General features: G+C 60.7%; 25 protein-coding genes and 1 tRNA gene. 14 read left to right on the top strand and 12 right to left on the bottom strand.

The window, feature by feature from the left end:
- Positions 1-32: 32 nt before the first annotated feature.
- The 3 genes from pyrE to rpoZ form a co-directional block, all read right to left on the bottom strand.
- Entirely contained in the window at positions 33-611 is a 579-nt protein-coding gene (pyrE, locus tag NP503_RS06755) for an orotate phosphoribosyltransferase (protein WP_127267157.1), read from the bottom strand.
- A 50-nt stretch (positions 612-661) separates the two neighbouring features.
- Entirely contained in the window at positions 662-2,890 is a 2,229-nt protein-coding gene (locus NP503_RS06750) for a bifunctional (p)ppGpp synthetase/guanosine-3',5'-bis(diphosphate) 3'-pyrophosphohydrolase (protein ID WP_023812864.1), read from the bottom strand.
- Positions 2,891-3,003: 113 nt separating this feature from the next.
- Entirely contained in the window at positions 3,004-3,405 is a 402-nt protein-coding gene (gene rpoZ / locus NP503_RS06745) for a DNA-directed RNA polymerase subunit omega (protein ID WP_013532591.1), read from the bottom strand.
- A 325-nt stretch (positions 3,406-3,730) separates the two neighbouring features.
- Between rpoZ and NP503_RS06740 the strand changes: the two genes are divergently transcribed.
- Both NP503_RS06740 and NP503_RS06735 read left to right on the top strand, forming a co-directional pair.
- Positions 3,731-4,312, top strand: coding sequence for an NYN domain-containing protein (locus NP503_RS06740; protein ID WP_127267156.1), 582 nt, complete (start codon positions 3,731-3,733; stop codon positions 4,310-4,312).
- 11 nt (positions 4,313-4,323) lie between these two features.
- On the top strand, positions 4,324-4,980 hold the full coding sequence (locus tag NP503_RS06735) for a uracil-DNA glycosylase (protein ID WP_127267155.1): 657 nt from the start codon (positions 4,324-4,326) through the stop codon (positions 4,978-4,980).
- A 42-nt stretch (positions 4,981-5,022) separates the two neighbouring features.
- Here NP503_RS06735 and NP503_RS06730 read toward each other — a convergent pair whose 3' ends face one another.
- From NP503_RS06730 to dapA, 3 genes are all read right to left on the bottom strand, one after another.
- Positions 5,023-5,733, bottom strand: coding sequence for a GH25 family lysozyme (locus NP503_RS06730; protein WP_127267154.1), 711 nt, complete (start codon positions 5,731-5,733; stop codon positions 5,023-5,025).
- Positions 5,734-5,747: 14 nt separating this feature from the next.
- Positions 5,748-6,227: an SsrA-binding protein SmpB gene (smpB, locus tag NP503_RS06725; RefSeq protein WP_013532594.1), complete on the bottom strand. Its 480-nt coding sequence runs from the start codon at positions 6,225-6,227 to the stop codon at positions 5,748-5,750.
- Positions 6,228-6,378: 151 nt separating this feature from the next.
- The gene (dapA, locus tag NP503_RS06720; protein WP_127267153.1) at positions 6,379-7,260 is read right to left on the bottom strand and encodes a 4-hydroxy-tetrahydrodipicolinate synthase; all 882 of its coding nucleotides are present in this window, start codon (positions 7,258-7,260) and stop codon (positions 6,379-6,381) included.
- 292 nt (positions 7,261-7,552) lie between these two features.
- Here dapA and NP503_RS06715 point away from each other — a divergent pair, with 292 nt between their 5' ends.
- Both NP503_RS06715 and NP503_RS06710 read left to right on the top strand, forming a co-directional pair.
- Complete coding sequence (locus NP503_RS06715; protein ID WP_127271626.1) at positions 7,553-9,604, top strand: lytic transglycosylase domain-containing protein; 2,052 nt, start codon at positions 7,553-7,555, stop codon at positions 9,602-9,604.
- A 297-nt stretch (positions 9,605-9,901) separates the two neighbouring features.
- Positions 9,902-10,801 (top strand): alpha/beta fold hydrolase, encoded by a 900-nt coding sequence (locus NP503_RS06710; RefSeq protein ID WP_127269279.1) that lies wholly within the window; start codon positions 9,902-9,904, stop codon positions 10,799-10,801.
- Positions 10,802-10,861: 60 nt separating this feature from the next.
- On the opposite strand, the gene NP503_RS06705 is transcribed toward NP503_RS06710, so the two are convergent.
- From NP503_RS06705 to NP503_RS06690, 4 genes are all read right to left on the bottom strand, one after another.
- Positions 10,862-11,956, bottom strand: coding sequence for a site-specific integrase (locus tag NP503_RS06705; RefSeq protein ID WP_256754959.1), 1,095 nt, complete (start codon positions 11,954-11,956; stop codon positions 10,862-10,864).
- A 238-nt stretch (positions 11,957-12,194) separates the two neighbouring features.
- Complete coding sequence (locus tag NP503_RS06700) at positions 12,195-13,316, bottom strand: porin (protein ID WP_256754958.1); 1,122 nt, start codon at positions 13,314-13,316, stop codon at positions 12,195-12,197.
- Between the two features lie 124 nt (positions 13,317-13,440).
- Positions 13,441-13,683, bottom strand: a complete 243-nt coding sequence (locus NP503_RS06695; protein ID WP_127272808.1) for a GIY-YIG nuclease family protein — start codon at positions 13,681-13,683, stop codon at positions 13,441-13,443.
- Between the two features lie 176 nt (positions 13,684-13,859).
- Positions 13,860-13,950, bottom strand: a tRNA-Ser gene (locus tag NP503_RS06690).
- A gap of 449 nt (positions 13,951-14,399) precedes the next feature.
- Between NP503_RS06690 and NP503_RS06685 the strand changes: the two genes are divergently transcribed.
- Entirely contained in the window at positions 14,400-15,545 is a 1,146-nt protein-coding gene (locus tag NP503_RS06685) for a porin (RefSeq protein WP_127272450.1), read from the top strand.
- A 380-nt stretch (positions 15,546-15,925) separates the two neighbouring features.
- Here the strand turns inward: NP503_RS06685 and NP503_RS06680 are convergent, their stop codons facing one another.
- Entirely contained in the window at positions 15,926-17,593 is a 1,668-nt protein-coding gene (locus NP503_RS06680) for a sulfotransferase (protein ID WP_127268657.1), read from the bottom strand.
- Between the two features lie 120 nt (positions 17,594-17,713).
- Between NP503_RS06680 and NP503_RS06675 the strand changes: the two genes are divergently transcribed.
- Positions 17,714-18,826 (top strand): pyridoxal phosphate-dependent aminotransferase, encoded by a 1,113-nt coding sequence (locus NP503_RS06675; protein WP_127268656.1) that lies wholly within the window; start codon positions 17,714-17,716, stop codon positions 18,824-18,826.
- A gap of 34 nt (positions 18,827-18,860) precedes the next feature.
- On the opposite strand, the gene NP503_RS06670 is transcribed toward NP503_RS06675, so the two are convergent.
- Entirely contained in the window at positions 18,861-19,853 is a 993-nt protein-coding gene (locus NP503_RS06670) for a bifunctional helix-turn-helix transcriptional regulator/GNAT family N-acetyltransferase (protein WP_127268655.1), read from the bottom strand.
- A gap of 160 nt (positions 19,854-20,013) precedes the next feature.
- Between NP503_RS06670 and NP503_RS06665 the strand changes: the two genes are divergently transcribed.
- The 8 genes from NP503_RS06665 to NP503_RS06630 all read left to right on the top strand — a co-directional run bounded on the left by NP503_RS06665 (position 20,014) and on the right by NP503_RS06630 (position 26,232).
- A complete protein-coding gene (locus NP503_RS06665; RefSeq protein ID WP_127268654.1) occupies positions 20,014-20,298 on the top strand; it encodes an acylphosphatase in 285 nt (94 codons plus the stop codon).
- A 59-nt stretch (positions 20,299-20,357) separates the two neighbouring features.
- Complete coding sequence (locus NP503_RS06660; protein WP_127268653.1) at positions 20,358-21,008, top strand: TetR/AcrR family transcriptional regulator; 651 nt, start codon at positions 20,358-20,360, stop codon at positions 21,006-21,008.
- A 66-nt stretch (positions 21,009-21,074) separates the two neighbouring features.
- Positions 21,075-22,238, top strand: a complete 1,164-nt coding sequence (locus NP503_RS06655; RefSeq protein ID WP_127272451.1) for an isovaleryl-CoA dehydrogenase — start codon at positions 21,075-21,077, stop codon at positions 22,236-22,238.
- A 160-nt stretch (positions 22,239-22,398) separates the two neighbouring features.
- Entirely contained in the window at positions 22,399-23,226 is an 828-nt protein-coding gene (locus NP503_RS06650; protein ID WP_164748953.1) for a DUF1444 family protein, read from the top strand.
- 9 nt (positions 23,227-23,235) lie between these two features.
- Positions 23,236-24,843 (top strand): carboxyl transferase domain-containing protein, encoded by a 1,608-nt coding sequence (locus NP503_RS06645; protein ID WP_127272452.1) that lies wholly within the window; start codon positions 23,236-23,238, stop codon positions 24,841-24,843.
- Between the two features lie 195 nt (positions 24,844-25,038).
- Positions 25,039-25,407 (top strand): hypothetical protein, encoded by a 369-nt coding sequence (locus tag NP503_RS06640; protein WP_127269365.1) that lies wholly within the window; start codon positions 25,039-25,041, stop codon positions 25,405-25,407.
- A 39-nt stretch (positions 25,408-25,446) separates the two neighbouring features.
- Positions 25,447-25,818, top strand: a complete 372-nt coding sequence (locus NP503_RS06635) for a hypothetical protein (protein WP_127269364.1) — start codon at positions 25,447-25,449, stop codon at positions 25,816-25,818.
- Positions 25,819-25,887: 69 nt separating this feature from the next.
- Positions 25,888-26,232, top strand: coding sequence for a hypothetical protein (locus NP503_RS06630; RefSeq protein ID WP_236382870.1), 345 nt, complete (start codon positions 25,888-25,890; stop codon positions 26,230-26,232).
- Positions 26,233-26,250 lie beyond the last annotated feature (18 nt).

Raw genomic sequence — 26,250 nt, 5'->3', positions numbered from 1 at the left:
GCCGCACACTGTTGGGCGAAAAAAATGCCCCGTCAGATGTTGCGGCTGCCGGGCTTGATCGCCGGGATGGCGGCAAGCTCCGGCGGCAGCCGGTCGGCCGGATAGGCCGGGACCTCATACTCGGCCAGCGCGATGAGCGGCACACCGACATCGGTCTTGCCAGCCGAACGGTCGATGATGCAGGCCGCGGCCACTACCTCGGCGCCAAGATCGCGCAGGCACTCGATGGTCTCTCGGATCGACAGGCCAGTGGTGACGATGTCCTCGACGATGACGACACGCGAACCCCTGGCGATCTCGAAGCGGCGCAAGCGGAACTCGCCGCCTTCCCGCTCGACCCAGATCGCCGGCACGCGGAGATGGCGCGAGGTCTCGTAGGCTGGGATCAGCCCGCCGATCGCCGGGCCGACGACATAGTCGATCTTGCCGGGCACGCCTGCGCGGATTTTCTCCGCCAGCGCCTTGCACAGTAGCTCGGTCTTGTCGGCATGCATGAACACGCGCGCCTTCTGCAGGAAGACCGGACTGCGCAGGCCCGAGGTCAAAATGAAATGCCCTTCCAGAACAGCACCCGCCTCGCGGAAAATGCCCAGCACTTCATCGGTGTTCATTTCTGCCTCTTTTTGATTGACCATGACTTTGTCCGAAACCGGAGCATGATCTAGCCATTTACGCGTCTTGCGTCGCTGACGCTCGAATTGTCCTTGAGCTGCGACAGCAGCCGGTTGAGGTGCTTGAGATCCCAGACTTCGAGATCGATCAGCATTTCGGTGAAGTCGGGCGCAGTGCGCACCATCGACAGCGTATGGATATTGGCGTCGTTCGAGGCAACCACCTGCGCTATATCGGCGAGTGACCCCGGCGCGTTGATGGCGGTGACCGAGACACGCGCCGGAAAGCGTTCCTTGGTGCGCTCATCGATGTCCCAGCGCACGTCGATCCAGCGCTCGGGCTGGTCATCGAACGCCTGCAGCGCCGGCGACTGGATCGGATAGATGGTGATGCCGGTGCCCGGCTGGACGATGCCGACGATGCGATCGCCAGGCACTGCCCCTTCCGGCGCGAAACGCACCGGCAGATCGCCGCGCACGCCGCGAATCGGCACGGCGCCATCGCGTGGCTGGTCCTTGTCCTTGCGCGCGGCACGACCCGGAATCTGGAACAACATGCCGGCGGCATTGCGGATCTTCGACCAGCCCTCCTCGCGCGGCTTGGGGACGGCCGTAGTGACGCGCTCATCCTTGTAGTCGGGGAATACCGCCTTCATGACGTCGGTGGAGGCGAGCTCGCCGCGCCCGACGGAGGCCAGCACATCCTCGATGTCCTTGCGCGCCAGCCTGTGCAGCACCTGCTTCAGGCTCTCCTTGGTGAAGGTCTTGCCGGCACGCTCGAAGGCGCGTTCCAGGATGCGGATGCCGAGACCCGAATATTGCTTGCGGATGGCGTTCTTGGTGGCACGGCGGATGGCCGAGCGCGCCTTGCCGGTGACGACGACCGATTCCCATGCCGCCGGCGGCACCTGCGCCTTGGAGCGGATGATCTCGACCTCATCGCCGTTCTTCAGCTCCGTCATCAGCGGCATGATGCGGCCGTTGACCTTGGCACCGACGCAGGTGTCGCCGACATCGGTGTGCACCGCGTAGGCGAAATCGATCGGCGTCGCGCCGCGCGGCAGCGCAATCAACATGCCTTTCGGGGTGAAGCAGAACACCTGGTCCTGGAACAGCTCCAGCTTGGTATTTTCGAGGAAATCCTCGGGATTGTCGCCCTCGGCAAGCTGCTCGATGGTGCGCCGCAGCCAGGCGTAGGCGTTGGTTTCCTTCGAAATCGCGTGGGCGGCGCCATTCGTCTTGCCGCCGGTGTCCTTGTAGATCGAATGGGCAGCGACGCCGTATTCGGCGATCTTGTTCATCTCTCGGGTGCGGATTTGCAGCTCGACACGCTGGCGCGACGGGCCGACGATGGTGGTGTGGATCGACCGATAATCGTTCTGCTTCGGCGTCGAGATGTAGTCCTTGAAGCGGCCGGGCACCATCGACCACGCGGTGTGGATGGCGCCAAGCGCCCTGTAACAATCCTCGACCGTGTCGACGACGACGCGGAAGCCGAAAATATCCGAGAGCTGCTCGAAGGACAGCGCCTTGGCCTCCATCTTGCGGAACACCGACCACGGCTTCTTCTGCCGGCTCTTCACGCCGGCGTTGATCGCATGCTTCTCGAACAGCGTGGACAGCGCCTTTTCGATGTCCGTCAGCACGCCCTTGTTGCGCTCGAAGATTTCGGCAAGCCGTGCGGTGACGGCGCGATAGGCTTCCGGATTGATGAAGCGGAAGGCGATCTCTTCCAGCTCCTCGCGCATGCCTTGCATGCCCATGCGGCCGGCCAGCGGCGCGTAGATATCCATCGTCTCCTCGGCGATGCGCAGGCGCTTGGCCTCCGGCATGTGGTCGAGGGTGCGCATATTGTGCAGGCGGTCGGCGAGCTTGACCAGCAGCACGCGGACATCTTCTGAAATCGCCAGCAGAAGCTTTCTCAGGTTTTCCGCCTGCTCGGCCTTCTTCGAGACGAGATCGAGCTTCTTCAGCTTGGTCAGGCCCTCGACCAGCTTGCCCATTTCGGGGCCGAACAGATCGTCGATCTCAGCCCGTGTGGCGGTCGTGTCCTCGATCGTGTCGTGCAGCAGGGCGACCGCGATCGTCGCCTCGTCCATATGCATCTCGGTGAGGATGGCGGCGACTTCGAGCGGGTGCGAGAAATACGGGTCGCCGGAAGCGCGCTTCTGGTGGCCATGCTTCTGCATGGCATAGACATAGGCCTTGTTGAGCAACGCCTCGTTGACGTCAGGCTTGTAGCGCTGGACGCGCTCGACAAGCTCATACTGACGCATCATGGGCGGGATCTCGCAGCGGTGAAATGAATCATGCGCCGCACTGCTGTACGGCGCATGTCATAGATAGCCACGAAACTGCCAGGACGGAAGTGCCGGATGCTTGATCCAGGCTCTTAGTAGTCGTCGCTTTTTTCCGGTGGCACCAGACCCTCGATGCCGGCCAGGAGATCTTCCTCGGTCATGCGGTCGAAGGTGATGTTCTCCTCGGCGTCATCGGCGTCGGTGGCAGCAACGGCGGTGCCGGTCTGATCGGCAATCGCCTCGCCGTCGGCCTCGGGCTCGTCGACCTCGACATGCTTCTGCAGCGAATGGATCAGATCTTCCTTGAGGTCGTCGGGCGACAGCGTCTCATCGGCGATCTCGCGCAGCGCCACGACCGGGTTCTTGTCGTTGTCACGCGGCACGGTGATCGGCGCGCCCTGGCTGATCTGCCGGGCACGGTGGCCGGCAAGCAGCACCAGTTCGAAGCGGTTGTCGACCTTGTCGATGCAATCTTCAACGGTTACGCGGGCCATGGATTGCCCCTTTCATGCGATGGATTTGATGGAAAACAGGCGCGGTCCATAACCCGAACGCCGCCAAAATACAAGCATCATGGCAATGGCCGGGCTGCAGGGCGCCCAATCCTTCGTTCAAACACCCGATTCGGCAAAACTGGCTGTGCCTATGTGTTCGGTGTCCCGATCACAATTGCTTGCAGTGCCGCACGCGCCCTTGGATTGCCGTGAATCTGGCGCTATCTCGGATGCGTAGAGGTCAGCCGGTTTATTATGAGCCTGACCGAACGTCGCTATCGCATTTCGTTTAGACGGCCGTTTATTTCGAGAAGGAATATTTTCCATGTTCGACCCTCGTGAAAAAATCGCCCTATTCATCGACGGCGCCAATCTCTATGCGACGTCGCGCGCGCTCGGCTTCGACATCGACTATCGCAAGCTCCTGTCGAGCTTCCAGAAACGTGGCTATCTTCTGCGCGCCTATTATTACACGGCGCTGGTCGAGGATCAGGAATACTCCTCGATCCGTCCGCTGATCGACTGGCTCGACTATAACGGATTCAAGGTGGTCACCAAGCCGGCCAAGGAATTCACCGACTCGACCGGCCGCCGCAAGATCAAGGGCAATATGGACATCGAGCTCACGGTCGATGCGCTGGAGCTCGCCGATGTCGTCGACCACTATGTCATCTTTTCCGGCGACGGCGATTTCCGCACGCTGGTCGAGGCGCTGCAGCGGCGCGGCCGCAAGGTGTCCATCGTCTCGACCATGGCCTCGCAGCCACCGATGATCTCCGACGATCTGCGCCGCCAGGCCGACCATTTCATCGACCTGACGACCTTGAAGAACGACGTTGGCCGCGATCCGTCCGAGCGGCCGGTGCGCAGGCCCGAGCCGGCCGAAGTCGACGAGGATGATTACTGAGGCCGGTCGCCTTGACCGCCCTTTGCGCCTCAGAGCCTAGTCGCGACTGCCCGCTCTGCCCGCGGCTGCACGACTTCATCGCCGAGTGGCGGCAGCGCGAACCATCCTGGTTCAATGCGCCGGTGCCGACTTTCCTGCCCTCGGAAGGTGACGCGACGGTCCAACTGCTGATCGTCGGGCTGGCGCCCGGCCTTCGCGGTGCCAACCGAACGGGCCGCCCGTTCACCGGCGACTATGCCGGCGACCTGCTCTACTCGACCCTGATTTCGCACGGTTTTGCACGCGGCGAATTCAAGGCCAGACCCGACGACGGATTGGAGCTTGTCGGCACGGCGATCACCAATGCCGTGCGCTGCGTGCCGCCTGAGAACAAGCCGGTGGGCGCGGAGATTGCCACCTGCCGGACATTCCTGGTGCCGACGATCGCCCGGTTCCCTAATTTGCGCGCCGTGCTGGCACTGGGATCGATCGCGCATCAGTCGACGGTGCGGGCGCTGGGTGGGCGCGTCGCCGCCTACCCGTTCAAGCATGGCGGGCAGCTGCCGGCCGGTGGCGTCACGCTGTTTTCGAGCTATCACTGCTCACGCTACAACACCAACACCGGCGTGCTGACCGAAGCGATGTTCGTTAGCGTTTTCAGCCAGATAGCGGAATTCTTGCGGACATAAATGTTTTTGCAGTAATTAGAGTTGGTGTCCGCAGACATCAACTCAGTGCGGCAGTGCATTCAGCGCATCCAACATGGCTGGCCCACCCTGCAGCACATTCAGGTCGACATCGCCATTGATGCCGTCAACGCGACCCCTGTTGTGGTACTGCCAGTAGACCCAGTCGTTGCGATCCGGCTCCAGGAGCAATGAGCGGAGCCAGAGCGGACGGGCAGCAATGCGCCCGGCATAGGCTTCTGCTGCATCGTCGGTCAGATAGACAATCGCAGGCTTGCCGAACGCCGCCTCGACTGGAGCGAGGAACGCGGCCAGTTCGGCGTTCAATTGTTCGGGCGTCGGCCGCTGCGGGCAGTTGCCGCCGAATTCGATATCGACCACGGGTGGCAGCAGGGACTGATCGTGCGGCACCACCGAGATGAAATTCTTCGCCTGGTCCGCACCCGGCCGGCAAAAGGTGAAAAAGTGATAGGCGCCGACGGCGAGACCGGCGGCCCGGGCCTCTTCCAGATTCCGTGCGAAAGCATCATCGACATGATCGCCGCCTTCGGTCGCCTTGATGACGGCAAAGGCGACATCATCGGCGGCTACGCGCCGCCAATCGATCTGGCCCTGATGATGGGAGACGTCGATGCCCCTGACCGGATATTTATCGCGATCCGGCGAGAATGACCTGAAATAGAGATAGCCGCCTGCTGCAAGGAAACACAACAAGACCAGGCTGGCCAAACCAAAGAGGACAATCCGGTTCTTCAAGCGAATGGCCCCGCCTACCCACGCTCTTTTAACAGCCGGCCCTTCTCGCGCGACCAATCGCGCTGCTTCTCGGATTCGCGCTTGTCGTGCAGTTTCTTGCCGCGGCCGACAGCGAGCAGCAGCTTGGCGCGGCCCTGGTCGTTGAAATAGATTTTCAGCGGCACCAGTGTCATGCCTTCGCGGTCGACACTCTGTGACAGTTTCGCCATCTCGCGCTTGTTGAGCAGCAGCTTGCGGCGCCGGCGCGGCTCATGGTTGAAGCGGTTGGCCTGCAGATATTCCGGCAGATAGGAATTGATCAGCCAGATCTCGCCGCCTTCGACCGAGGCATAGCTGTCCTGGATGTTGGCCTGGCCCTGGCGCAGCGACTTGACCTCGGTGCCGGTCAGCACCAGACCGGCCTCGACCGTGTCAAGCACCTCATAGGAAAACCGCGCCTTACGGTTTTCCGAAACGGTCTTGTTGTTGGGATCGGCTTTTCTGACCTGGTTCATGATGCTTAGAGTCCGTTTCGAAACTCGCTCCTGCGAGTCAGATGATGGTGTCATCGAGAACCGGAGCGGAGCGTACATATAGTACGTGAGCACCGGAAGCGCAGGTGACGCCTTCAGATGGCCGCAGGAGTAGAGTTTCCAAACGGGCTCGCTAATTAATCAAGCCGGCGTGCTTCATAGCCGCATCGATCTTGTCGGCAGTCGACTGTTCGATCGTCACCAGCGGCGAGCGCAGCACGTTTTCGACCTTGCCTAGCTTCGACAGCGCATATTTGGCGCCGGAAACGCCAGGCTCGATGAAGATCGCCTTGTGCAGCGGCAGCAGGCGATCCTGCAGATCCAGCGCCCTGACGCTGTCGCCGGCAAGCGTTGCCTCCTGGAATTCGGCGCAGAGCCGCGGCGCGACGTTCGACGTCACCGAAATACAGCCGACGCCGCCATGGGCGTTGAAGCCGAGCGCCGAAGCGTCCTCGCCCGAAAGCTGGATGAAATCCTTGCCGCACGTGGCGCGCTGCTCGGAGACCCGTTCGACCTTGCCGGTGGCATCCTTGACGCCGACAATATTCTTGAAGTCGTGCGCGAGCCGGCCCATCGTCTCCGGCATCATGTCGATGACCGAGCGCGGCGGGATATTGTAGATGATGATCGGCAGCTTGGTCGCCTTGGCGACCGCCGCGAAATGCTCGTAAAGACCGCGCTGTGTCGGCCTGTTGTAGTAGGGTGTGACGACGAGGGCGGCATCGGCGCCGGCCTTCTCGGCATACTGCACGAGGCCGACTGCTTCCTCGGTGTTGTTGGAGCCGGCGCCGGCGACGACCGGAACGCGGCCCTTGGCCACCTCGATACACACCTTGACGACCTGGCGGTGCTCGTCATGCGACAGCGTCGGCGACTCGCCGGTGGTGCCGACCGGCACCAGGCCCGTCGTGCCCTCTGAGAGTTGCCATTCGACGAACGCGCGAAAGGCTTTCTCGTCGAAACGCCCGCTCTTTTCGAACGGTGTCACGAGCGCAGTAAGCGAGCCTCTCAGCATATCGTCCAACTCCTTGGGACTTGTTTGTTCATGCATGCCGTTGCCCCAAAACCGGTATTCACTTTGGGGCGACATGCATCGGTGCTTTATCGTGCGCGCCTTCTAGCCGAAAGCGAAGCGGCGCACCATAGTCTCGACATGGTTGCGCGGCAAGCATTGCCATGGTGCCAGCAAGCGCAATTCGAACGGCCTCGCTAACCCTTTGTTTACGAGCTCTTCACGACCTAAGTTTAGGCTTCGAGGCATCTTCGCCTGCTTGGGGAATGCCAGGACAAGGAAAGACTTAAGGATCATGCCGGGCGGTCGGTCTCATATTCTCGCGCTGCTTGGCGCCACGCTCGCGCTGATGCCGGGCATGGCGATCAGCGGTAGCGTGGACGTACGGGTCACCTCAGCCATTCCGATGCCAGGCGCGGCAATTGCGCTGCCAGACCTGCAGGATAGGACGCGACAGGCGCCCTTGCCTGACGTCGCCCCCCTGAAAAGCGGGCTGGATGCGTTGGCGGCGGGCGATAGTCCCCGCGCTCGTGGAGTGCGCAATGCCCTTCCGGCTCAGTCGCTCGACCAGCATATCCTTGCCTGGGCGATCGCGCTTTATGGCGGCGACAAGGTTCCGAGCGGCGATATCACTGCTGCGGCCAAGATGCTGCCCAATTGGCCGGGCACCGTCGCCCTGCGCAGGAACAGCGAGCGCGCACTCTATCGCGAGAACCCTGCCCCCGACATCGTTATCAGGGCGTTCGACGGCAGCCAGCCGCAGACATTCGAAGGTGTGATGGTTCTTGCCCGCGCCTATGTGGCGTCAGGCAATATCAAGGCGGCACGTTCGGTGCTGTCGCCCTTCTGGCGCACCGCGATCCTGGAGGCCAGGGACGAGGCGGCGCTGATCAAGGAATTCGGCAGCTTGATCCCGGCCACCGACCACCGTTTTCGCATGGAGCGCATGTTCTATGCCGACCGCGCGAATTCCGCCTTGCGCGTCGCCGGCCTGGCCGGCGCCCAGCAACTCGCCGAGGCCTGGGCGGCGGCCGACAAAGGCGACAAGAACGCGCCCAAGCTGCTGAAGGCCGTGCCGGCAATGCAACGTTCGGCCGGCTACTTCTTCGCGCAGGCCGAATATCTGCGCAAGCAGGAGGATTTTGCCGGGGCCGCCGCCATTGTGATGCAGGCGCCGACCGATCGCGACGCTCTCGTCGATCCGGATGCCTGGTGGGTCGAGCGCCGGGTGTTGTCGCGCGAACTGGTAGACCAGGGCGACATGAAGACCGCGTACAAGATCGTCGCCACACACGCCGCCGAAAGTGCCGCCAATGCGGGAGACGCCGAATTCCATGCTGGCTGGTATGCGCTGCGCGGCCTGAACGACCCAAAAACCGCGGCCAGTCATTTCGCTCGCATCGCGGACCTCGCCCAGGGGCCGATGACGCTGTCGCGCGCCTATTACTGGCTCGGCCGTGCCGCGGAAGTCGGTGGTCCGGGCAATGCAAAGGACTATTTTGCGCGCGCCGCTGCCTATGGCACGACATTCTACGGTCAGCTTGCCGCCGAACGCGTGGGCCGGCAGGCGCTGAACATCGCCTACCCCTCGCCAAGTGCAGCCGACCGGCAGAATTTTGCCGGCCGCGAGGCCGTCAGCGCCATCAAGCGGCTGCAGGAGGCGGGCTACGACCGCTATGCCGAGACGCTCTATCGCGACCTTGCCGGGCAGTTGACCAGTCCGGGCGAACTGGCGCTGCTGGCTGTCCTTGCGGAAAAGCAAGGGAACCATTTCATGGCGCTGAAAATCGGCAAGATCGCCGGGGCGCGTGGCATCGATGTCGGCGCATTGTCGCATCCGCTCGGCGTCATTCCCGATTCGGCCGACATTTCCGGCTCGGGCAAGGCCCTGGCCTATGCGATCGCCCGTCAGGAAAGCGAATTCAACATCGGCGCCGTGTCCAGCGCCGGCGCGCGCGGGCTGCTGCAGCTGATGCCGGGAACCGCAAGGCAACTGGCGAAGAAGGCCGGGCTGCAGTTTTCGCAAACACGGCTGACCACCGATGCCGGCTACAATGCGACGCTTGGCTCAGCCTTCCTCGGCGAACAGCTCGATCGCTTCAACGGCTCCTACGTGCTGACCTTCGCCGGCTACAATGCCGGCCCCAACCGAGCCAGCCAGTGGGTGGCCAGATATGGCGACCCGCGCGGCAAGGACATCGACGCGGTCGTCGACTGGATCGAGCGGATTCCCTACACGGAAACAAGGAGTTACGTTCAGCGCGTGATGGAGAATTACGAGGTCTACAAGATGCGTATTTCGGGCAAATACGACATTGTCGGGGATCTGGTGAACGGGCGGAGTTGAGGGGATAAGGACAGGCAAGCCAAAGGCTGGCGCTCTACGGCGCCCCCCTCTGTCCTGCCGGACATCTCCCCCTCAAGGGGGGAGATTGGATGTCACCTCGGCTTTCGCCAATTGTCAGCGTCAAAGAAATCGCGCCGCCAATGAAGCCACTGATCTCCCTCCTTGAGGGGGAGATGTCCGGCAGGACAGAGGGGGGCGCTGTCACTCCAACGTCTCCAAGATGGCATCCTTCTATTTGACCATCCCTACCCTCGCCTGTAGCAGTCGGGATGATCCGGTCAGGGGAACCCCTTTCAAATGTCAAACGACCCAGGCTTCTCCGACTTCTTCTACAGCGCACCGGATGGGCTGAAGCTCCATGCTCGCATCTACGGTGAGGCCAATAGCGGATCCTGGCCGGTTGTCTGCCTGCCTGGCCTGACCCGCAACGCCAGGGATTTTCACGAGCTGGCGCTCTATCTGTCGACGCATGCGGCAACTCCGCGCAAGGTAATCGCCTTCGACTACCGTGGGCGCGGGCAGTCAGCCTATGATCCCGACGCCAAAAACTACAATGTCGGCGTGGAGGCTGGCGACATCCTAGCCGGGCTGACGGCGTTGAACATCGGAGAAGCGGCCTTCATCGGCACCTCGCGCGGCGGGCTGATCATCCATGTGCTCGGGATGATGCGGCCATCGGTCCTGAAAGCCATTGTTTTCAACGACATCGGACCGCTGATCGAGACGGCCGGACTTGCCCATATCCAGTCCTATCTCGAGCGCGACCCGGCACCGAAAACCCGCCCAAAGGCAATTGCCGCCCAGCGCAGCGTGCATGGCGAAGACTTCTCCGCCCTTGCCGGCGCCGACTGGGACCGGATGATATGGGCTCTCTACCGCGAAACGGATGATGGGCTGATGCCGGATTTCGATCCGAAGCTGGTGGATACCGTGGCGAGCCTCGATCTGACGCAGAAGCTGCCTGATCTATGGCCTCAATTCGAGGCGTTGGCCGCCATCCCGTTGCTCGCCATACGTGGTGCCAATTCGAGATTGCTGTCCATAGACACGCTCAACCAGATGAGAGAGCGCCATTCCATGATGGAGACGATCACTGTCGAGGGCCAGGGCCATGCGCCATTCCTCGAGACCGGCAGCCTACCGGGCGACATAGCCGCTTTTCTCGACCAAGCCGAGCGGAAGAATATCCCGAAGTAAATCCCATGACCAAACAAGGTCACGGGATAGCTATGATAGTATAGGTGGAGATTCTTTAGCCTACTTGGCCTTTGAACTTTTCCGAGCCGCTTTCGGCGACTCCTTTGCGGCGGCGGCTGCCTCATCCTTCTTTTTCCGCTCTGCCGTCGGCGACGAAGGCGTCGTCACGGGCGAAGAAAACACGGAGCCTTCAGCGCGATTGCCGCCCGGCTGAGTCGATCGAGGTGTTTCCAGCACGATGACACAGCCATCGAGATCGTTGGTGGCCAGATGCGCGTAGCGCATGGTCATCGACAACGTCTGGTGGCCGAGCCACATCTGCACGCGCCTGATGTCGATGCCGCCCTGGACAAGGCGCGAGGCGCAGGTATGGCGCAGTATGTGCGGCACCACCTGGTCGTCTGCGCCAAGTCCGACTTCGGCCTTCGCGTCGTTCCAGATGGCACGAAACTGTGCCTGGCTAAGCTTTGTGAACGGTCCCTTGGGCCGACGGCCTTCGGTGGGCGGCAGTTTGATGACCTCCTTGACCCGCTCGGTCATCGGAATGGTGCGGCTGCGGCCGGATTTGGTGATCCAAAAGGAGACGCGATGCTCCTGGATATCGTTCCAGATCAGCCCAAGCGCCTCGCCGAGACGGCATCCGGTGTCGACCAGGAAGACGGAAAGCCTGTAGACATCCTCGCTGCGGCTCTTGATGGCGGCGAACAGGCGCGCCTCTTCGTCCCTTTCGAGGAAGCGAATCCGACCCGCCCGCTCCTTCTGGCGGCGGAACTCGGGCAGGCTGTGGATATCTCCCATCTTGTGAGCCTTGCGCAGCAGTTTGCTGAGGGCAGCCATCTTTCGATTGATGGTTGCGTTGCTGTTGCCGCGCTGGCGCAAGGTGCCGATAAGGTTGTCCAGGGTACTTTGGTCAAAGGCGCTGAAACGCTCCCCAAGGAGGATCTCGTCTATTTCGCCGATGAACGAGCTGACATTATACTTATGCCGCCCATCATCCCATAATATGTCCCGATATGCTGAAAAAAGATCTCCGACCCGATGCGACTTTACTTCTCTAATCTTATTGTAGGTGTATCGAATCTTCGGACTTTGAGAAGAAAACATCGAAAAATGATCAGAGGACTCGCCCTCTTGAATCGCTTCGTTCGTCATCATTTGCCACACCCCCGAGTGGGATAGGTCAGCCCTACCCGCTTGGAAGCGTCCTTTCAAGAGATTTTAATCACGCAGTTGTGATTTCATCCGCCCATCAGCGGATCCCACGAAACCACTCCACGGATTTATTCAGCTACCGTTACCCCCATCCTTCTGTTTGCCTTGATCCAGTCGCGAAAACAAAAACAGCCCGGGCGTTGTGCGCCCGGGCTGGATTTCACCTGTAAGGAACCAGCCCTTAGAACGAGCGCTGGAAGCGGAGGATACCGCCGATGTTGCTTTCCTTGTCGGCGCTGGTCCAGTTGGACGCAGGGTAGCTGCCGGCATTGAGGTAGTCGACTTCGGCCGTGATCGTGAAGCCTGGAACCACGTCGTAAGCGATGTTCGCCGCGATGCCGAGGTTTTCGTCTTCATCATACGACACCTGGGCGTTGAACGAGGTCTTCTCGTTGAACTTGTAGGTGCCACCGCCCCAGACTGCCCAGTTGCCGCCCCAGAGCTTGTACATGCCGCGGCCACCGGCCGGGAGAGCATAAGTGCCGTCATTGTAGTTGTCGTCGGTGCCGTAGCCACCCATGATGAACAGCGAGAGTTCGTTCGAAACGTTGACGTCCAAGCGAACCTTGCCAGCGACTTCTTCATAGTTGCTGTCATACGACACAACGCCGGTGATCGCGCCCCAACCCTGCGTCCACTTCACACCGCCGACGACATGCGGAACGTAGCTGTCGATCGTGAAGTCGCCATAGCCTTCTTCGAGCGAGACGACGGCCGAGAAGCCGTTGCCTGCATCGAAGTAGTACTGGATGACATTGGTGTCGAAGCCGCCGTAGGGGACCAGCGTATCCTGGATGACGTTGCCGGCATAGCCGATGAACGTATCGAAGGCCGATTCGTCTTTACCGACACGGAGACCACCGAGCTGGATCCAGGCGAAGTTCAGCGAGACGCCCTTGTTGTAGGCGTTGCCAGAGTAGGTGTCGTCGCTAAATCTCGTGTTGCCGAAGTTGAAGTAGGTCTTCAACGTGCCGAGCTCGGTTTCCTGGCCGGTCCAGGTCTTCAGCGTGAAGCGGGCGTTCTTCTGCCAGGTATCGTTGACTTCACCGTCTTCTTTGTCCCGGGCCCAGGCACCATCGAACGAGCCGACGTCGCCAGCGCCGATATCATAACTGACATAGCCGCCGATGCGCAGGCAGGTTTCGGTGCCGGGGATGTAGAAGTAGCCAGCGCCGTAGACGTCGCAGATCTTGACGTATTCAGCGGGTTCCGGCTCGGCGACGACGACGGCGTCGGCGGCGCGCGCACCGGAAACTGCGATCAGGGCCGCAGCGGAGCCGAGGAGAAGGCTCTTGATGTTCATTTTCTGACCTCCAGTCAGAATCGAATAAAATTACGGGAGCCGCCCCCCGCTTCATCGGAGTAACGAGCTGTTATCGCTACCTTTTTTTGGACGACCGTGGGATTTTTCGGTAGGCCTGCGGCCGTCACCAAAAGCGTTTGTTGGCGAAAGCGTGCCCTGAACCGGATTTGAGATAACGCTCGAATGAAGCTGCCTTGGCCCGATTCGAGAAGGCCATATGGGTGACGATCCGCCATGGCAGGAATTTGGACGCATGGCTGGATTTTCCCGAATTGTGCTCGGCAAGCCGTCGTTTCAGGTCCGACATCATGCCAACATAACGCCCGCCTTCCGCAACCTCGCTCTTGAGAAGATACACACACCACATGAGCCAGCTCCTCCTTGCCGATGCGAGAGGGTATCCTGCTTGGCCGAAGGGCAGCTGCCAACCCTTTTTTGCAAGAAATTCAGGCGCTTGAGCCCTCCTTCGCTACGGCTTCGGAGGCATCTTGCTTCGCGCGGAGGTCGGGACTTGTCCTGCGAAGCTCGCAGCGCGAAGCAGGATGGCGGAGAGGATGGGATTCGAACCCACGAGAAGCTTTTGACCTCTACTCCCTTAGCAGGGGAGCGCCTTCGACCACTCGGCCACCTCTCCGTTGCGCCGGTGGATAAAGAAAAGCGCCGGCACAATCAACAAGCCCGCATCATTATATGGAAAATAAGATGCACTGAACCGTGGCCTTCCATGGATGAGGCGGTTCTGCGGTTGTTTCCTGGCCAGCGACTCGGGAGCTTGCCATGATTCCGACGGCCCTTCGCCGGATTCGGCGGCAAACAAGGGGTTGCGGCGGGCCTGATGGTTAACGAGAGCTTTCTGAGTGAGGCCAAATCGTGTCATTTGTGCAACAACGCCGGGGGATAGCAGCCAGGCAGCCCTTTCGCCGGTACGATCGTGGTTGAACGCCGCCGCCTCATGGGTAATGTCGATTTCGAAGGAGCGGCGCGGTGCGCATCTTTTTCGGTAGTGGGGATGGGGCAGGGAACGCTGTCCTTCAGCAAAGAATACCCAGACCCGTTTTTTAACTTTTGACTGGAGGTCAGAAAATGAACATCAAGAGCCTTCTCCTCGGCTCCGCTGCGGCCCTGATCGCAGTTTCCGGTGCGCGCGCCGCCGACGCCGTCGTCGTCGCCGAGCCGGAACCCGCTGAATACGTCAAGATCTGCGACGTCTACGGCGCTGGCTACTTCTACATCCCCGGCACCGAAACCTGCCTGCGCATCGGCGGCTATATCCGTTACGACATCGGCGGTGGCGACCTCGGTTCGTTCGATGGTGCAAAAGCCGCGGATCACCAGGATGGTGATGACCACAACACCTGGCTGAAGAATACCCGCTTCACGCTGAAGACCTGGACAGGCCAGGAAACCGAACTCGGCACGTTGAAGACCTACACCGAGACCCGCTTCAACTTTGGCGACGACAACGCTTTCGAGGACGTCAACGCCGCCCATAACCGGGACGTCTCGCTGAACTTCGCCTGGATCCAGCTCGGTGGCCTGCGCGTCGGTAAGGACGAATCGGCCTTCGACACGTTCGTCGGCTACGCCGGCAACGTCATCCAGGATACGCTGGTTCCCTACGGCGATTTCGACACCAACGTCGTCCAGTACTACTTCGATGCCGGCAACGGCTTCTCGGCAGTGGTCTCGCTGGAAGAAGGTAACGCCAATGACACGATTGACAGCTATGTTCCGCATGTCGTCGGCGGCGTGAAGTACACGCAGGGCTGGGGCGCCATCACCGGTGTCGTCGCTTATGACAGCAACTACGAAGAAGTGGCCGGCAAGGTTCGCCTGGATGTGAACGTCTCCAACGAACTCTCGCTGTTCATCATGGGCGGCTACGGCTCGGACGATAACCTCAACGACAACCTCGGCAATCATGTCGACGCCAACGGTCGCGGCTTCTACAAGATGTGGGGTGGCAATTGGGCAGTGTGGGGCGGTGGCACCTACAAGTTCAACGAAAAAACCTCGTTCAACGCCCAGGTGTCCGCTGACGACTGGAAGAACGTCGGTGTTGCCGCGAACATCGCTTATGACGTTGTTCCGGGCTTCACCGTCACGGCCGAAGTCGACTACCTCCATGCAGGCCGATTTGGCGATGTCAACTATGTTAACCCATCGTTCACCCCGGCCGATAAGAAGAACAGCATCGGCGGCCTCCTCCGCTTCCAGCGCTCGTTCTAATATATTTCGACTTGTCGAAATCGAAACCCGGCGGGTAACCGCCGGGTTTTTCGCGCCGGATTTTCAGGGGCCTCGGCAAATGCAACTGTGCTGCCCCGCGGCCGAGCCTTGCACTTCTTGAAGGGTTTGCGGCCAACAGTAGCCAGCCGCCGAGGCGGAGCCCTGACAGCTTCGGCAACCAGGCTATTTGCCAGTCCGGCAACGCCTGAGATTTCGCGCCAAGCGCTTCGAGCGCCGACCAGCAGAAAATAATCGGCCAACCGGCGATTGCATTTGGGATCGTCGGGTGCGGAATCACGCGCATCCCTGCGCTTCTTCAGCTCAGCAGTGCCAACCAAATCGAGGTGACGTGCATGAGAGGCACGTCAGCCCCGTTTGAATTACGTCTCCGCCAAGTCGCCCAAAGCATCGATTAGCGGCTGGATCTCGCCTTCATAATTCTTCCAGCGCTTGACAGACGATTTGTAGATGGGTTGGCGAACCTGCCAGCGGCTGGGCGTGTTGACCGAACCATCCCTGTCGAAAAAACGCAGGCAGGCGTCATCCCAGGGCAGCCCAAGGTAATCTATGAGGCGGCGTGACTGCGCCTCCTGATCCTCGACGAGCGTTTCGTAGCGGTTTTCGAAGATCAGGCCCGGGAAAACCTCGTTCCAATGCTGCATCAGACGGTCATATTCGCGATAGTACAGACCGAGTGTCTTCAGGTCGGTGTTGTAACTGTGCCCCTCGCCGAATTTCAAGACATAGCAAGAGACGCAATTGTCGATCGCGTCACGGCGGCAATGGATGATCTTTGCGTTGGGGAAGAGAAGGCCAATCAAACCGATCAGTTCAAAATTATGCGGCATCTTATCGACGATCCTAAGTGCCGCGGGCGCCCGCTCCTTCAGATAGGACAAATGCTCCTCGGCCAATGTTCGGGACAAGCCTTTTGTGATCGACGCGACCGCCGAGTCCAAATCTCCGGCTGACGACCTTCTGAGTTCAATCGCATTCGCCACCCGCCTAAGCTTCATTAGTTCGCCCGCGCCGTGTACATCAGGATGACTGGCGCAGATCTGTTCCGTAAGAGTTGTGCCTGAGCGAGGCATGCCGACCACGAACACGGGAATTTCCGAAGGATTTCCGTAATCGGCCTTGGCAGCCAGCATCTCAGGCGTGAAGGTCGCAATCAGTGAGTCTATCCAGCGACGGTATTGGTCGATATCGAAGTTGCGGCCTGATGCCTGTTTCGACTTGTTGAAATGGTCGAATGCATCCTTATAGCGTTTGAGATCATTCAGCACCTTGCCGGCCGCCAGATGAAGGTTCTCGGCACCATCCGGTTCAAGCTTCGGATTTCCAAGTTCGCCAAGAATGGCTTTGAGCTCCTTAGGCTCTTCGGTGAATTTTTGTGTCTGCACGAGGTCATTGTACGCCGCCGGCACCTTGATACGACGTTCGATTGCCTCCTGAAGATAGGCGGCAGCTTCAACCATCCGTCCCACGCTGGTGAGCGCGCGAGCCAGTCCGATCCGCACCTTTGGATGATCCCGGTTTATTTTTAGTGCCTTCTCATAAAGCGGCAAAGCCATCTCAGGTTTGTCAAAGTCGATATAAGCGTCCCCCAATGCACAAAGTGCTTCGATAAGATCTGGCTGCAACTCCAAGGCGTATTGCATATGTCTGATTGCTGGCGAATATTCGCTGACCTTCACATAGGCCGAAGCCAGCCCAAGGTGGTAGTAAGGGTTTTTTGGCTCCTCGCCGACCGCGCGTGCGAAATATCGCAAGGCCGCCTCATCGTCGTAGCCCAGGCACACGGTCCCCAAGATATACAGGGCAAGTGGATGGTTGGGCGTACGCGCCAGAACTTGCAGGCATAAGTCCTGAGCTTCGCCGAGCCGTTTGACTTGCTGAAACTGATATGCCTGCTGCAGCAACGCCTCGTCGGCCTGCGCACGCGAAAGCGAATTCGCTTTCGGAAGATTCGGTTGCGGGAATTTGGGTTTCGGTCCGGTTTGGACCTTCAGGTGCTTGGACCAGGCAGGCGGCAGACGATTGTTCATTGCGTCTCGCTAGCAAAAAGATACGCAGGAATCCAGCGTTACGATTGCGGACCGCCGGGTGCTTGCACGGCCAAGTCGGCCACGCTAGCAAGAAGGCCCTTTTTCAAGCGAGCTTCCGCCATGCACCAGCGCCCTCCCCTCATGCCGCTCATCGCAGCGCTTCCTTCGACGGTGCCGTTTGTCGGCCCCGAAGCGCAGGAGCGCGAGCGTGGCCGCGCTTTCCGCGCCCGCATCGGCGCCAATGAGAGCAGCTTTGGTCCCTCGCCGCGCGTCACCGCCCGGATGGCCGAGATCGCCGGCGACATGTGGATGTATTGCGATCCCGACAATCACGATCTGAAGGTGGCGGTCGCCGCGCATCACGGCGTAGAGGCCGAGAACGTCGTTGTCGGCGAAGGCATAGATGGCCTGCTCAGCCTGGTGGCACGCATGTATGTCGCGCCTGGTGACGCGGTGGTTACCTCGCTCGGCGCTTACCCGACCTTCAACTTCCACATTGCCGGTGTCGGCGGGCGGCTGGTGACAGTCCCTTACGAGAACGACCGGGAAAGCCTGGATGGCCTGCTGGCGGCGGTGCGTAGGGACAAGGCCCCGCTGGTCTATCTCTCCAACCCCGACAATCCAATGGGTAGCTGGTGGGAGGCGAGCGAGATCATCCGCTTCATCGAGGCGCTGCCGCAAACCACCATGCTGGTGCTCGACGAGGCCTATGGCGAACTCGGGCCGGCCTCGGCGATGCCGCCGATCGATATCTCCAGGCCAAACGTCATCCGCATGCGCACCTTCTCGAAGGCGTACGGGCTGGCGGGCATACGCTGCGGCTATGCGATCGCCGAGGCCCAGGTGATCCGCGACTTCGAGAAGATCCGCAACCATTATGGCGTCAGCCGCATGGCGCAGATCGCCGGCGTCGAGGCGCTCGCCGATCAGGACTATCTGCAAAGCGTGGTGGCGCGGGTCGCGGCCGGCCGCCGACGCATCGCAGGCATTGCCGAGGCAAATGGCCTGAAGCCGCTGGCGTCGGCGACCAACTTCGTCACCATCGATTGCGGCGGCGATAGCGCTTTCGCGCTGAAAGTTCTGCAAGGTCTGCTGTCACGCGACGTCTTCATCCGCAAGCCGATGGTGCCACGGCTCGACCGCTGCATCCGCATCAGCGTCGGTCTCGATCACGAGCTCGACATTCTTGCCGAGGAGTTGCCTGGCGCGCTGGCAACAGCGCGGGGAAATTAGGTTCCGTCTGCAAGCAAACCAGCTGCAAAGCAGCCTACAAATCCATTTCCCAGGTCTGGCCGGTCAGATCCTTGCCGAAGCTGTGGTGGTGCTCCTGCGAGACCAACCTGAAGCCGGCGCGTTCGTAAATTGCGCGCGCCGCGACGAGGATGTCGTTGGTCCACAGCACCAGCTTGGCGTAGCCGCAAGCCCGGGCCTGGTTCACGCATTCCGCGACCAGTCGTTTGCCGATGCCGAGGCCGCGCGCCGACGACTCGACATGCAGCATTCTCAGCTTGGCCACTTCGTCGTCCTGATGAACCAGGAACACCGCGCCGACCGGCTCACCACCGCGCTCTGCGATCCAGCAGAAATCGCGGCCGGGCACGAAATTGCGAATGAAATCGGCGCCGATCTCGGCGAGCATGGCCTCGAACTCGATCGTCCAGCCATATTCCTCGGCATAAAGTTGGGCCTGGCGCTGCACGACCCAGCCGACATCGCCGACGCGATGCGGCCGCAACGTCACCTCGCTGCTGTCACGGGTGCGATCGCCCAGCAATTCCCCCGCCTTGCGCAAGGCGCTGCGCAGTTCATGCAACCTGTCGTCGGGGACGCTTTCGATCAGCCGCGCCGTGTCCCGATCGGCCGCCGCCTGCAGTCTGGCAAGCGCTGCCTCGCCTCGTGAGGTCAGCGAGAGCACCCTTCGGCGCCGGTCAGCCGGGTCCGTTCTGGCCTCGGTCAGCCCCTGGCCCGCAAACTTGCGCAGGATCCGCGTCAGATAGGCGGCATCGACACGCAACTGTCTTGATATTTCGGAGGCCGCCGGGCCATTCTCCAGCCGAAAAGCACCAGCCAGGAAACCTCGCTCCCCGGCGATTTCGGCGGAAGCCGGGTTGCTGCGGTGACCCAGTTCGAACAGCACGCGCGCCTCGGTCAAAGTGAATGCACTTTGTGTCAGCGTCTCGTCGAGAAGGCCGACGGTGCGCGTGTAGAAGCGATTGAAGCGCCTGACATCGGCCACCAATGCGTTGCGTTCGTCCAACATCCGCAGCCATTCCTAAGGCAGCCGTATTTTCCAAAATTAGTGGACGGAGTCAATTAAATTTTGAGCCAGAGAGGCCAGCCATTGCGCTCGCGCGCAGTTCCCAGGTTGCATTCCTCACGCCACGCGCCAGATTCAAAACGAGACAGGCTTGGAGAGATTCATGGCTGATCGTCGCAGGGAAGTGCTGACGCGGGTCTACGGCAATGTGCAAGGCGTCGGCTTCAGGGCCTGGGCTCGGGATCAGGCCACGAGCCTTGGCCTTGCGGGCTGGGTCCGCAATGAGGCGGATGGGTCTGTAACGGCCCAGATCGCTGGGCTCGATGAGGCGGTCTCGAAAATGATCGAGCGCCTCTGGAAAGGGCCGGCCGGGGCTTCGGTCTCCAGGGTCGACGTCGAGGACTTGGCAACACAACACCTTCTTGTCGGGTTCAGGATCATTGCCTGAGCGCGCCGCCTTGAATTAATCGAACGTTCGTTTTATTATCACTCCACAGAGGAGCTGACATGGCGCGCACGACCGGATCCGATGGCGAAAAGACCGAAGCGACCATCCGTGGGGCGGCGGTCAACCTCATCGCGCGGTTTGGCTACGAAGCAATGTCGATGCGCCAGCTTGCCGCCGAGGTCGGCGTCCAGGCGGCCGCGCTCTACCGCTATTTTCCAACCAAGGAAGAGCTTCTGTTCACGCTGATGCGCGAGCACATGGAGGGTCTGGCCACAGCATGGGAAGCAGCCCGCCCGGCGGACGCAGATTCGGCGCAACTGCTCTCGGCCTATGTGCGCAATCACATCGCCTTTCATATCGAGCGACGGCACGCCACGCATGTGTCGAACATGGAATTGCGCAGCCTGTCGCCCGAACGGCTGACGCAGATCCTGCGCATGCGCACTGCCTACGAAAAGGAACTGCGCACTATTTTACGCGATGGCGCCGAGACGGGCACCTTCAGCATCGACGACACCGGGCTGACCGCCATGGCACTGATCCAGATGATGACTGGCGTCATCGTCTGGTTTCGGCCGGGCGAACGCCTGTCGATCGCCGAAGTGACCGCGACATATCTTTCAATGACAATGCGGCTCGTCGGCGCGAAGATCGACGCCTACAGCGCCGCGCGCCCCTTCGGGCGCGCAAAGGACGCTGCAGCATTTTGATTTCGCGCATGATCCCTTTCCGAAAATCAAAGTCGATTTTCGGGGTCATGCGCAGGGAGGAGAAAAATGTACACGAACACGCTCAGCTTCGGGCATGACGAGGAGATCGAGGCGCTGCGCGACTTGGTGCGGCGCTTCGCCCAGGACCGGATCGCTCCGATCGCCGCCGACATCGATCGCTCGAACGAATTTCCGGCGCATCTGTGGGGTGAACTCGGTGCGCTCGGCCTGCTCGGCATCACGGCCGATCCCGATTTCGGCGGCAGCGGCATGGGCTATCTCGCGCATGTGATCGCCGTCGAGGAAATCTCGCGCGCTTCGGCCTCGGTCGGCCTCTCCTATGGTGCTCATTCCAATCTCTGCGTCAACCAGATCAACCGCTGGGGAACGCCAGCGCAGAAGGGAAAATTCCTGCCGCCACTGTGCTCGGGCGAGCGGGTCGGCGCGCTGGCGATGTCGGAACCCGGCGCCGGCTCGGACGTCGTCTCGCTCAAGCTGCGTGCCGAAAAGCGCAACGACCGCTACGTGCTCAACGGCACCAAGATGTGGATCACCAACGGGCCTGACGCCGAGACCCTGGTCGTCTACGCCAAGACCGACCCGGACCTGAAATCGCGCGGCATCACCGCCTTCATCGTCGAGAAAGCGATGGCCGGGTTTTCCGTGGCGCAAAAGCTCGACAAGCTCGGCATGCGCGGCTCCAATACCGGCGAACTGGTTTTTTCGGATGTCGAAGTGCCGTTCGAAAACGTGCTGCACGAGGAGGGCCGTGGCGTCGAGGTGCTGATGTCGGGCCTCGACTATGAGCGCACCGTGCTTGCCGGCGGCCCGATCGGCCTGATGGCGGCATGCCTCGACGTGGCGATCCCCTACGTGCATGAGCGCAAGCAGTTCGGCCAGGCGATCGGCGAGTTCCAGCTGGTGCAAGGCAAGCTGGCCGACATGTACACGGTGATGAATGCCGCGCGCGCCTATGTCTATGCCGTTGCCGCCGCCTGCGACCGCGGCCAGACGACACGCAAGGACGCCGCCGGCTGCGTGCTGTTTGCCGCCGAGAAGGCGACGCTGATGGCCCTCGACGCCATCCAGCTGCTTGGCGGCAATGGCTATATCAACGACTATCCGACCGGCCGCCTGCTGCGCGACGCCAAGCTCTACGAGATCGGCGCCGGCACAAGCGAAATCCGCCGCTGGCTGATCGGCCGCGAGATCATGGCCGAGGGGATGTGATGCCTAGCAAGGGAATGCAAGTGTGCCGGACTGCGGATTGCTTGACACGTCAAACACCCATCTCGTGGGAGGCTGTAGTTTTGCGAGTATTGAGAGATAAGCAGGGCCATAGATGATCCTCTCATTGGCGCATCCAATCACAAGGCGGGGAATATTTGCGATGGCTTTGTTTTCCTCAATTGCGGGCTTTCTCGGACAAGCCAAGGCGCAGAAGCGGCGCTTCTCTGACATTGCGGAATTCAGAGGGCTCGTAATCGCCGCACTCAAACGGCAGCCGGGTGTCGATAGCGCTATCGTAGACCCATCGGATCCCGCAAAGATCAGTGCAAAAATCGGCGGCGTGGAAGTGACGCCCGACGTCACAAACGTGTTCGGCTACTTAAACTCATACCCCGACGAGGACGCTGATGCGGCTATAGACAGACTTGTCCGAAGCCTCACCGAAACGCGACCGACCAAGGCGAGCGAAGAAAATCTCATCGCGGTGATCCGGACCCAGCAATATGTCGAGCACCTCAAATCGATGGGTTTGGATTTGTTGTATGAACCGCTGGTTGGTGAGATCTCGGTTGTCTATATGGTCGACCTTCCGGATTCGGTGTCACCCGTGGCACCAAAAGACTTCCCAGGTCGGGCGCTTTCGGATTTGCGGGTCGTTGCGCTGGACAACGTAAAGAAATGGCTTCCTAGAATTGTTTCCGACGGAGAAGCCGCGTTAGCGTGCCTGTATTATGTCGACGGCAATACTATGTTGTCCACAAGCCTTATACTTTTTGACGATTTCTGGTTGTCAATCAAACCACAGTTTCCTGGCGATGTTTTGTTCGCTCTGCCACGCCGAGACCAGTTGTTCGTCTTCGATGCAGGCAATCCGCAAGCCCAAAGCGCGGCCAGGCAGATGATAGACGTTACGTTCAAGGACGGTTTCAATCTGCTGTCCGACAAGATTTTCGAACGCCGCAACGGCAAACTCCTGGCGCAGATGTAGGGGTTGGACATGGCTCCATTGCAAACCCAGATCTCCCCCTCCTCCGAAACCTTCCGTGCCAATGCCGAGCGCATGCGGGCGCTGGTCGCCGACATTGCGGAGAAGGCGGCGGCCGTCGAGCGCGGCGGCTCGGAGGAAGCGCGCGAACGGCATGTTTCGCGCGGCAAGCTGTTGCCGCGGGAGCGCTTGGCGCAATTGCTCGACACCGGCTCGCCCTTCCTCGAGATCGGCCAGTTCGCGGCATGGTCGATGTATGGCGAGGAGATCTCTTCGGCCGGCATGATCGCCGGCATCGGCCGCGTCGAAGGCACCGAAGTCATGGTCGTCGTCAACGACGCCACGGTGAAGGGCGGCACCTACTATCCGCTGACCGTGAAGAAGCATTTGCGGGCGCAGGAGATCGCGCTGCAGAACAATCTGCCTTGCATCTACCTCGTCGACAGCGGCGGCGCCAACCTGCCCAACCAGGACGAGGTGTTTCCCGACCGTGAGCATTTCGGCCGCATCTTCTACAACCAGGCCAACATGTCCGCCGCAGGCATTCCGCAGATCGCCTGCGTCATGGGTTCCTGCACGGCGGGCGGAGCGTATGTGCCGGCGATGTCCGACGAGACGATCATGGTGCGCAACCAGGCGACCATCTTCCTCGGCGGTCCGCCGCTGGTGAAGGCGGCCACTGGTGAAGACGTCAGCGCCGAGGATCTCGGCGGCGCCGATGTGCACACGCGGCTTTCCGGTGTTGCCGACCACTATGCACTCGACGACGACCATGCGCTCGCCATTTGCCGACGCATCGTCAAAAACCTGAATCGGAACAAGACTGTAAGTCTGAACTTACAGAAATCGATTCCGCCGCTTCATCCCGCGGATGAACTGTACGGCATCGTGCCTACCGACCTGCGCCAGCCCTATGACGTCCGCGAGGTGATCGCGCGCATCGTCGACGGTTCCGAATTCGACGAGTTCAAGCAGAATTACGGCACCACGCTGATCACCGGCTTTGCCCATCTGCATGGCATGCCGGTCGGCATGATCGCCAACAACGGCGTGCTGTTTTCCGAAAGCGCTGTGAAGGGCGCGCACTTCATCGAGCTGTGCTGCCAGCGTAAGATCCCGCTTGTCTTCCTGCAGAACATCACCGGCTTCATGGTCGGTCGAAAATATGAAGCAGGCGGCATCGCCAAGGACGGCGCCAAGCTGGTGATGGCGGTCGCCACCGCCAGGGTGCCGAAGATGACTGTCATCATCGGCGGTTCGTTCGGCGCCGGCAATTACGGCATGTGCGGCCGCGCCTATTCGCCGCGCTTCCTGTGGATATGGCCGAACGCCCGCATCTCGGTGATGGGCGGCGAGCAGGCGGCAACGGTGCTTGCCATGGTCAAGCGCGAAGGCATCGAGCGCAAGGGCGGGGAATGGAGCGCCGAGGAGGAGGCGAAATCCAAGAAGCCGATCCTGATGAAATACGAGCATGAGGGCCATCCGCTCTATTCGTCCGCACGCCTCTGGGACGACGGCATTATCGACCCTGCGAAGACGCGCGACGTGCTGGCGCTCAGCCTGTCCGCTGCGCTCAACGCCGAAATCGAGGACACGCGCTTTGGCGTGTTTCGGATGTGAGAATGGACGGTCAACTTCGACGGCCAAACGGCGGAACTATAGCGGCAGGCCGTTGCTGCCGTGCGAAAAGGCTGAACTGTATGGGCCAATCGATTCATCAGCATAAGCGGCTTCGATTCTCAAACAGTGAACTGGCGGCGAGGCAAAATATTCGCTACTGCTTATCCAGCATGGGGCAATGGGGACGGGCTGAAAATGAAACTGAAATATTGCCAGGGAACGGCTGCTTCGATACTTTCTGTATTTCTAATATTAACAGCGACCGACGCCGGCTCGGCGGAATCGCTCGCAGGACGCAAGGGAGACGTGCGTTTTCCGCCGACCTTGGGTTCGGGCGAATGCAACGTTGCCTACAAGGGTTATGTCGCGGCGAGCGGTCATTCGGCCTACGCTACAACCTTTTATTCGCGTGTCGTCGACCTCTACATTGTCTGCGGGACGAAGCTCAACGCGCCGTCCCAGAAGGCGGCGGAAGAGACGGCGCTGCGCAATTGCCAAGCCGGCTTGACACGGTGGAAGCTCAAGACCGCGAGTGGCGGCTGCGCAATCTCGTCATCGAAATAAGCAACCAGCCGAGACTTTTTTGCGAATGGGGGAAGCAGTATGAAATCCTGGACCCGCAAAGGAGCAGCCACCTCTATAGTGGCAGGCTTGCTGATCGTGGCGGCCCCCACCGCCGCCATGGCCGGATCGCTGGCAGGCAGCAAGGGCGACGTGCGCTACCCAGTGACCATTCCTATAGGAACCACCGGGGGCTGCGGGAAGGCTTACGCAGCGTATCTCGCAGCCGCAGGCCATTCGGCTTTCGCGGCGACGCCAATCGTTCCGGCGACCGAGTACTTCGTTTGCGGCGTGAAGCTGAATGCATCGTCGCAGAAGGCGGCTGCGGAACTGGCACTGAAATCCTGTCAGGCCAGCAAAAGCAAATACAAGGTTACCGTTGCCGGCGCCTGCAGCATCGCCGCGTCCAAATAGGCCGGAAAACGCCCGGTTTTTCTCGTTGGGTAAGACAAGATGAAATCCACGAATTCCAGGCGAACAGCCATGGCGATATTGGCCGGATTGCTGACGGTCGCCGCGTGCGGCGCGGGCATGGCCGGCTCACTCACTGGAAGCGAGGGAGACAAGCGTTTCCCGCCGTACCTGCCGCGAAATCCCAAGGATCCCTGCACCAAGACCTACAAGGCCTATGTCGCGGCCGGTGGCCATTCAGCGTACGCAACCACTCCCTACGCGCGGATAATGTCGTCGTACATAGTTTGCGGCGGCCACCTCAACGCACCATCTCAAAAGAGGGCCGAAGAGTTGGCGATGAAATCCTGTCAGTCAACCCGCGGCCACTACAAGGTCACGACCGGCGGCGCCTGCGAGATCGCTGCCTCCAAATAGGCTGGCGCCTGCCAGAAT

It is taken from the genome of Mesorhizobium sp. SEMIA396 (assembly GCF_024518615.1).
Taxonomy (GTDB): Bacteria; Pseudomonadota; Alphaproteobacteria; order Rhizobiales; family Rhizobiaceae; genus Mesorhizobium.
Note: the sequence above shows the minus strand (reverse complement) of the source record. Positions and strands in the feature narration are given on the sequence as shown.

Bases quoted from the DNA above. Each gene is read 5' to 3' on its own strand.
- pyrE (WP_127267157.1), bottom strand. From the start codon at position 611: ATGAACACCGATGAAGTGCTGGGCATTTTCCGCGAGGCGGGTGCTGTT.
- NP503_RS06750 (WP_023812864.1), bottom strand. From the start codon at position 2,890: ATGATGCGTCAGTATGAGCTTGTCGAGCGCGTCCAGCGCTACAAGCCT.
- rpoZ (WP_013532591.1), bottom strand. From the start codon at position 3,405: ATGGCCCGCGTAACCGTTGAAGATTGCATCGACAAGGTCGACAACCGC.
- NP503_RS06740 (WP_127267156.1), top strand. From the start codon at position 3,731: ATGTTCGACCCTCGTGAAAAAATCGCCCTATTCATCGACGGCGCCAAT.
- smpB (WP_013532594.1), bottom strand. From the start codon at position 6,227: ATGAACCAGGTCAGAAAAGCCGATCCCAACAACAAGACCGTTTCGGAA.
- dapA (WP_127267153.1), bottom strand. From the start codon at position 7,260: ATGCTGAGAGGCTCGCTTACTGCGCTCGTGACACCGTTCGAAAAGAGC.
- NP503_RS06715 (WP_127271626.1), top strand. From the start codon at position 7,553: ATGCCGGGCGGTCGGTCTCATATTCTCGCGCTGCTTGGCGCCACGCTC.
- NP503_RS06710 (WP_127269279.1), top strand. From the start codon at position 9,902: ATGTCAAACGACCCAGGCTTCTCCGACTTCTTCTACAGCGCACCGGAT.
- NP503_RS06705 (WP_256754959.1), bottom strand. From the start codon at position 11,956: ATGATGACGAACGAAGCGATTCAAGAGGGCGAGTCCTCTGATCATTTT.
- NP503_RS06700 (WP_256754958.1), bottom strand. From the start codon at position 13,316: ATGAACATCAAGAGCCTTCTCCTCGGCTCCGCTGCGGCCCTGATCGCA.
- NP503_RS06695 (WP_127272808.1), bottom strand. From the start codon at position 13,683: ATGTGGTGTGTGTATCTTCTCAAGAGCGAGGTTGCGGAAGGCGGGCGT.
- NP503_RS06685 (WP_127272450.1), top strand. From the start codon at position 14,400: ATGAACATCAAGAGCCTTCTCCTCGGCTCCGCTGCGGCCCTGATCGCA.
- NP503_RS06680 (WP_127268657.1), bottom strand. From the start codon at position 17,593: ATGAACAATCGTCTGCCGCCTGCCTGGTCCAAGCACCTGAAGGTCCAA.
- NP503_RS06675 (WP_127268656.1), top strand. From the start codon at position 17,714: ATGCACCAGCGCCCTCCCCTCATGCCGCTCATCGCAGCGCTTCCTTCG.
- NP503_RS06670 (WP_127268655.1), bottom strand. From the start codon at position 19,853: ATGTTGGACGAACGCAACGCATTGGTGGCCGATGTCAGGCGCTTCAAT.
- NP503_RS06665 (WP_127268654.1), top strand. From the start codon at position 20,014: ATGGCTGATCGTCGCAGGGAAGTGCTGACGCGGGTCTACGGCAATGTG.
- NP503_RS06660 (WP_127268653.1), top strand. From the start codon at position 20,358: ATGGCGCGCACGACCGGATCCGATGGCGAAAAGACCGAAGCGACCATC.
- NP503_RS06655 (WP_127272451.1), top strand. From the start codon at position 21,075: ATGTACACGAACACGCTCAGCTTCGGGCATGACGAGGAGATCGAGGCG.
- NP503_RS06650 (WP_164748953.1), top strand. From the start codon at position 22,399: ATGGCTTTGTTTTCCTCAATTGCGGGCTTTCTCGGACAAGCCAAGGCG.
- NP503_RS06645 (WP_127272452.1), top strand. From the start codon at position 23,236: ATGGCTCCATTGCAAACCCAGATCTCCCCCTCCTCCGAAACCTTCCGT.
- NP503_RS06640 (WP_127269365.1), top strand. From the start codon at position 25,039: ATGAAACTGAAATATTGCCAGGGAACGGCTGCTTCGATACTTTCTGTA.
- NP503_RS06635 (WP_127269364.1), top strand. From the start codon at position 25,447: ATGAAATCCTGGACCCGCAAAGGAGCAGCCACCTCTATAGTGGCAGGC.
- NP503_RS06630 (WP_236382870.1), top strand. From the start codon at position 25,888: ATGGCGATATTGGCCGGATTGCTGACGGTCGCCGCGTGCGGCGCGGGC.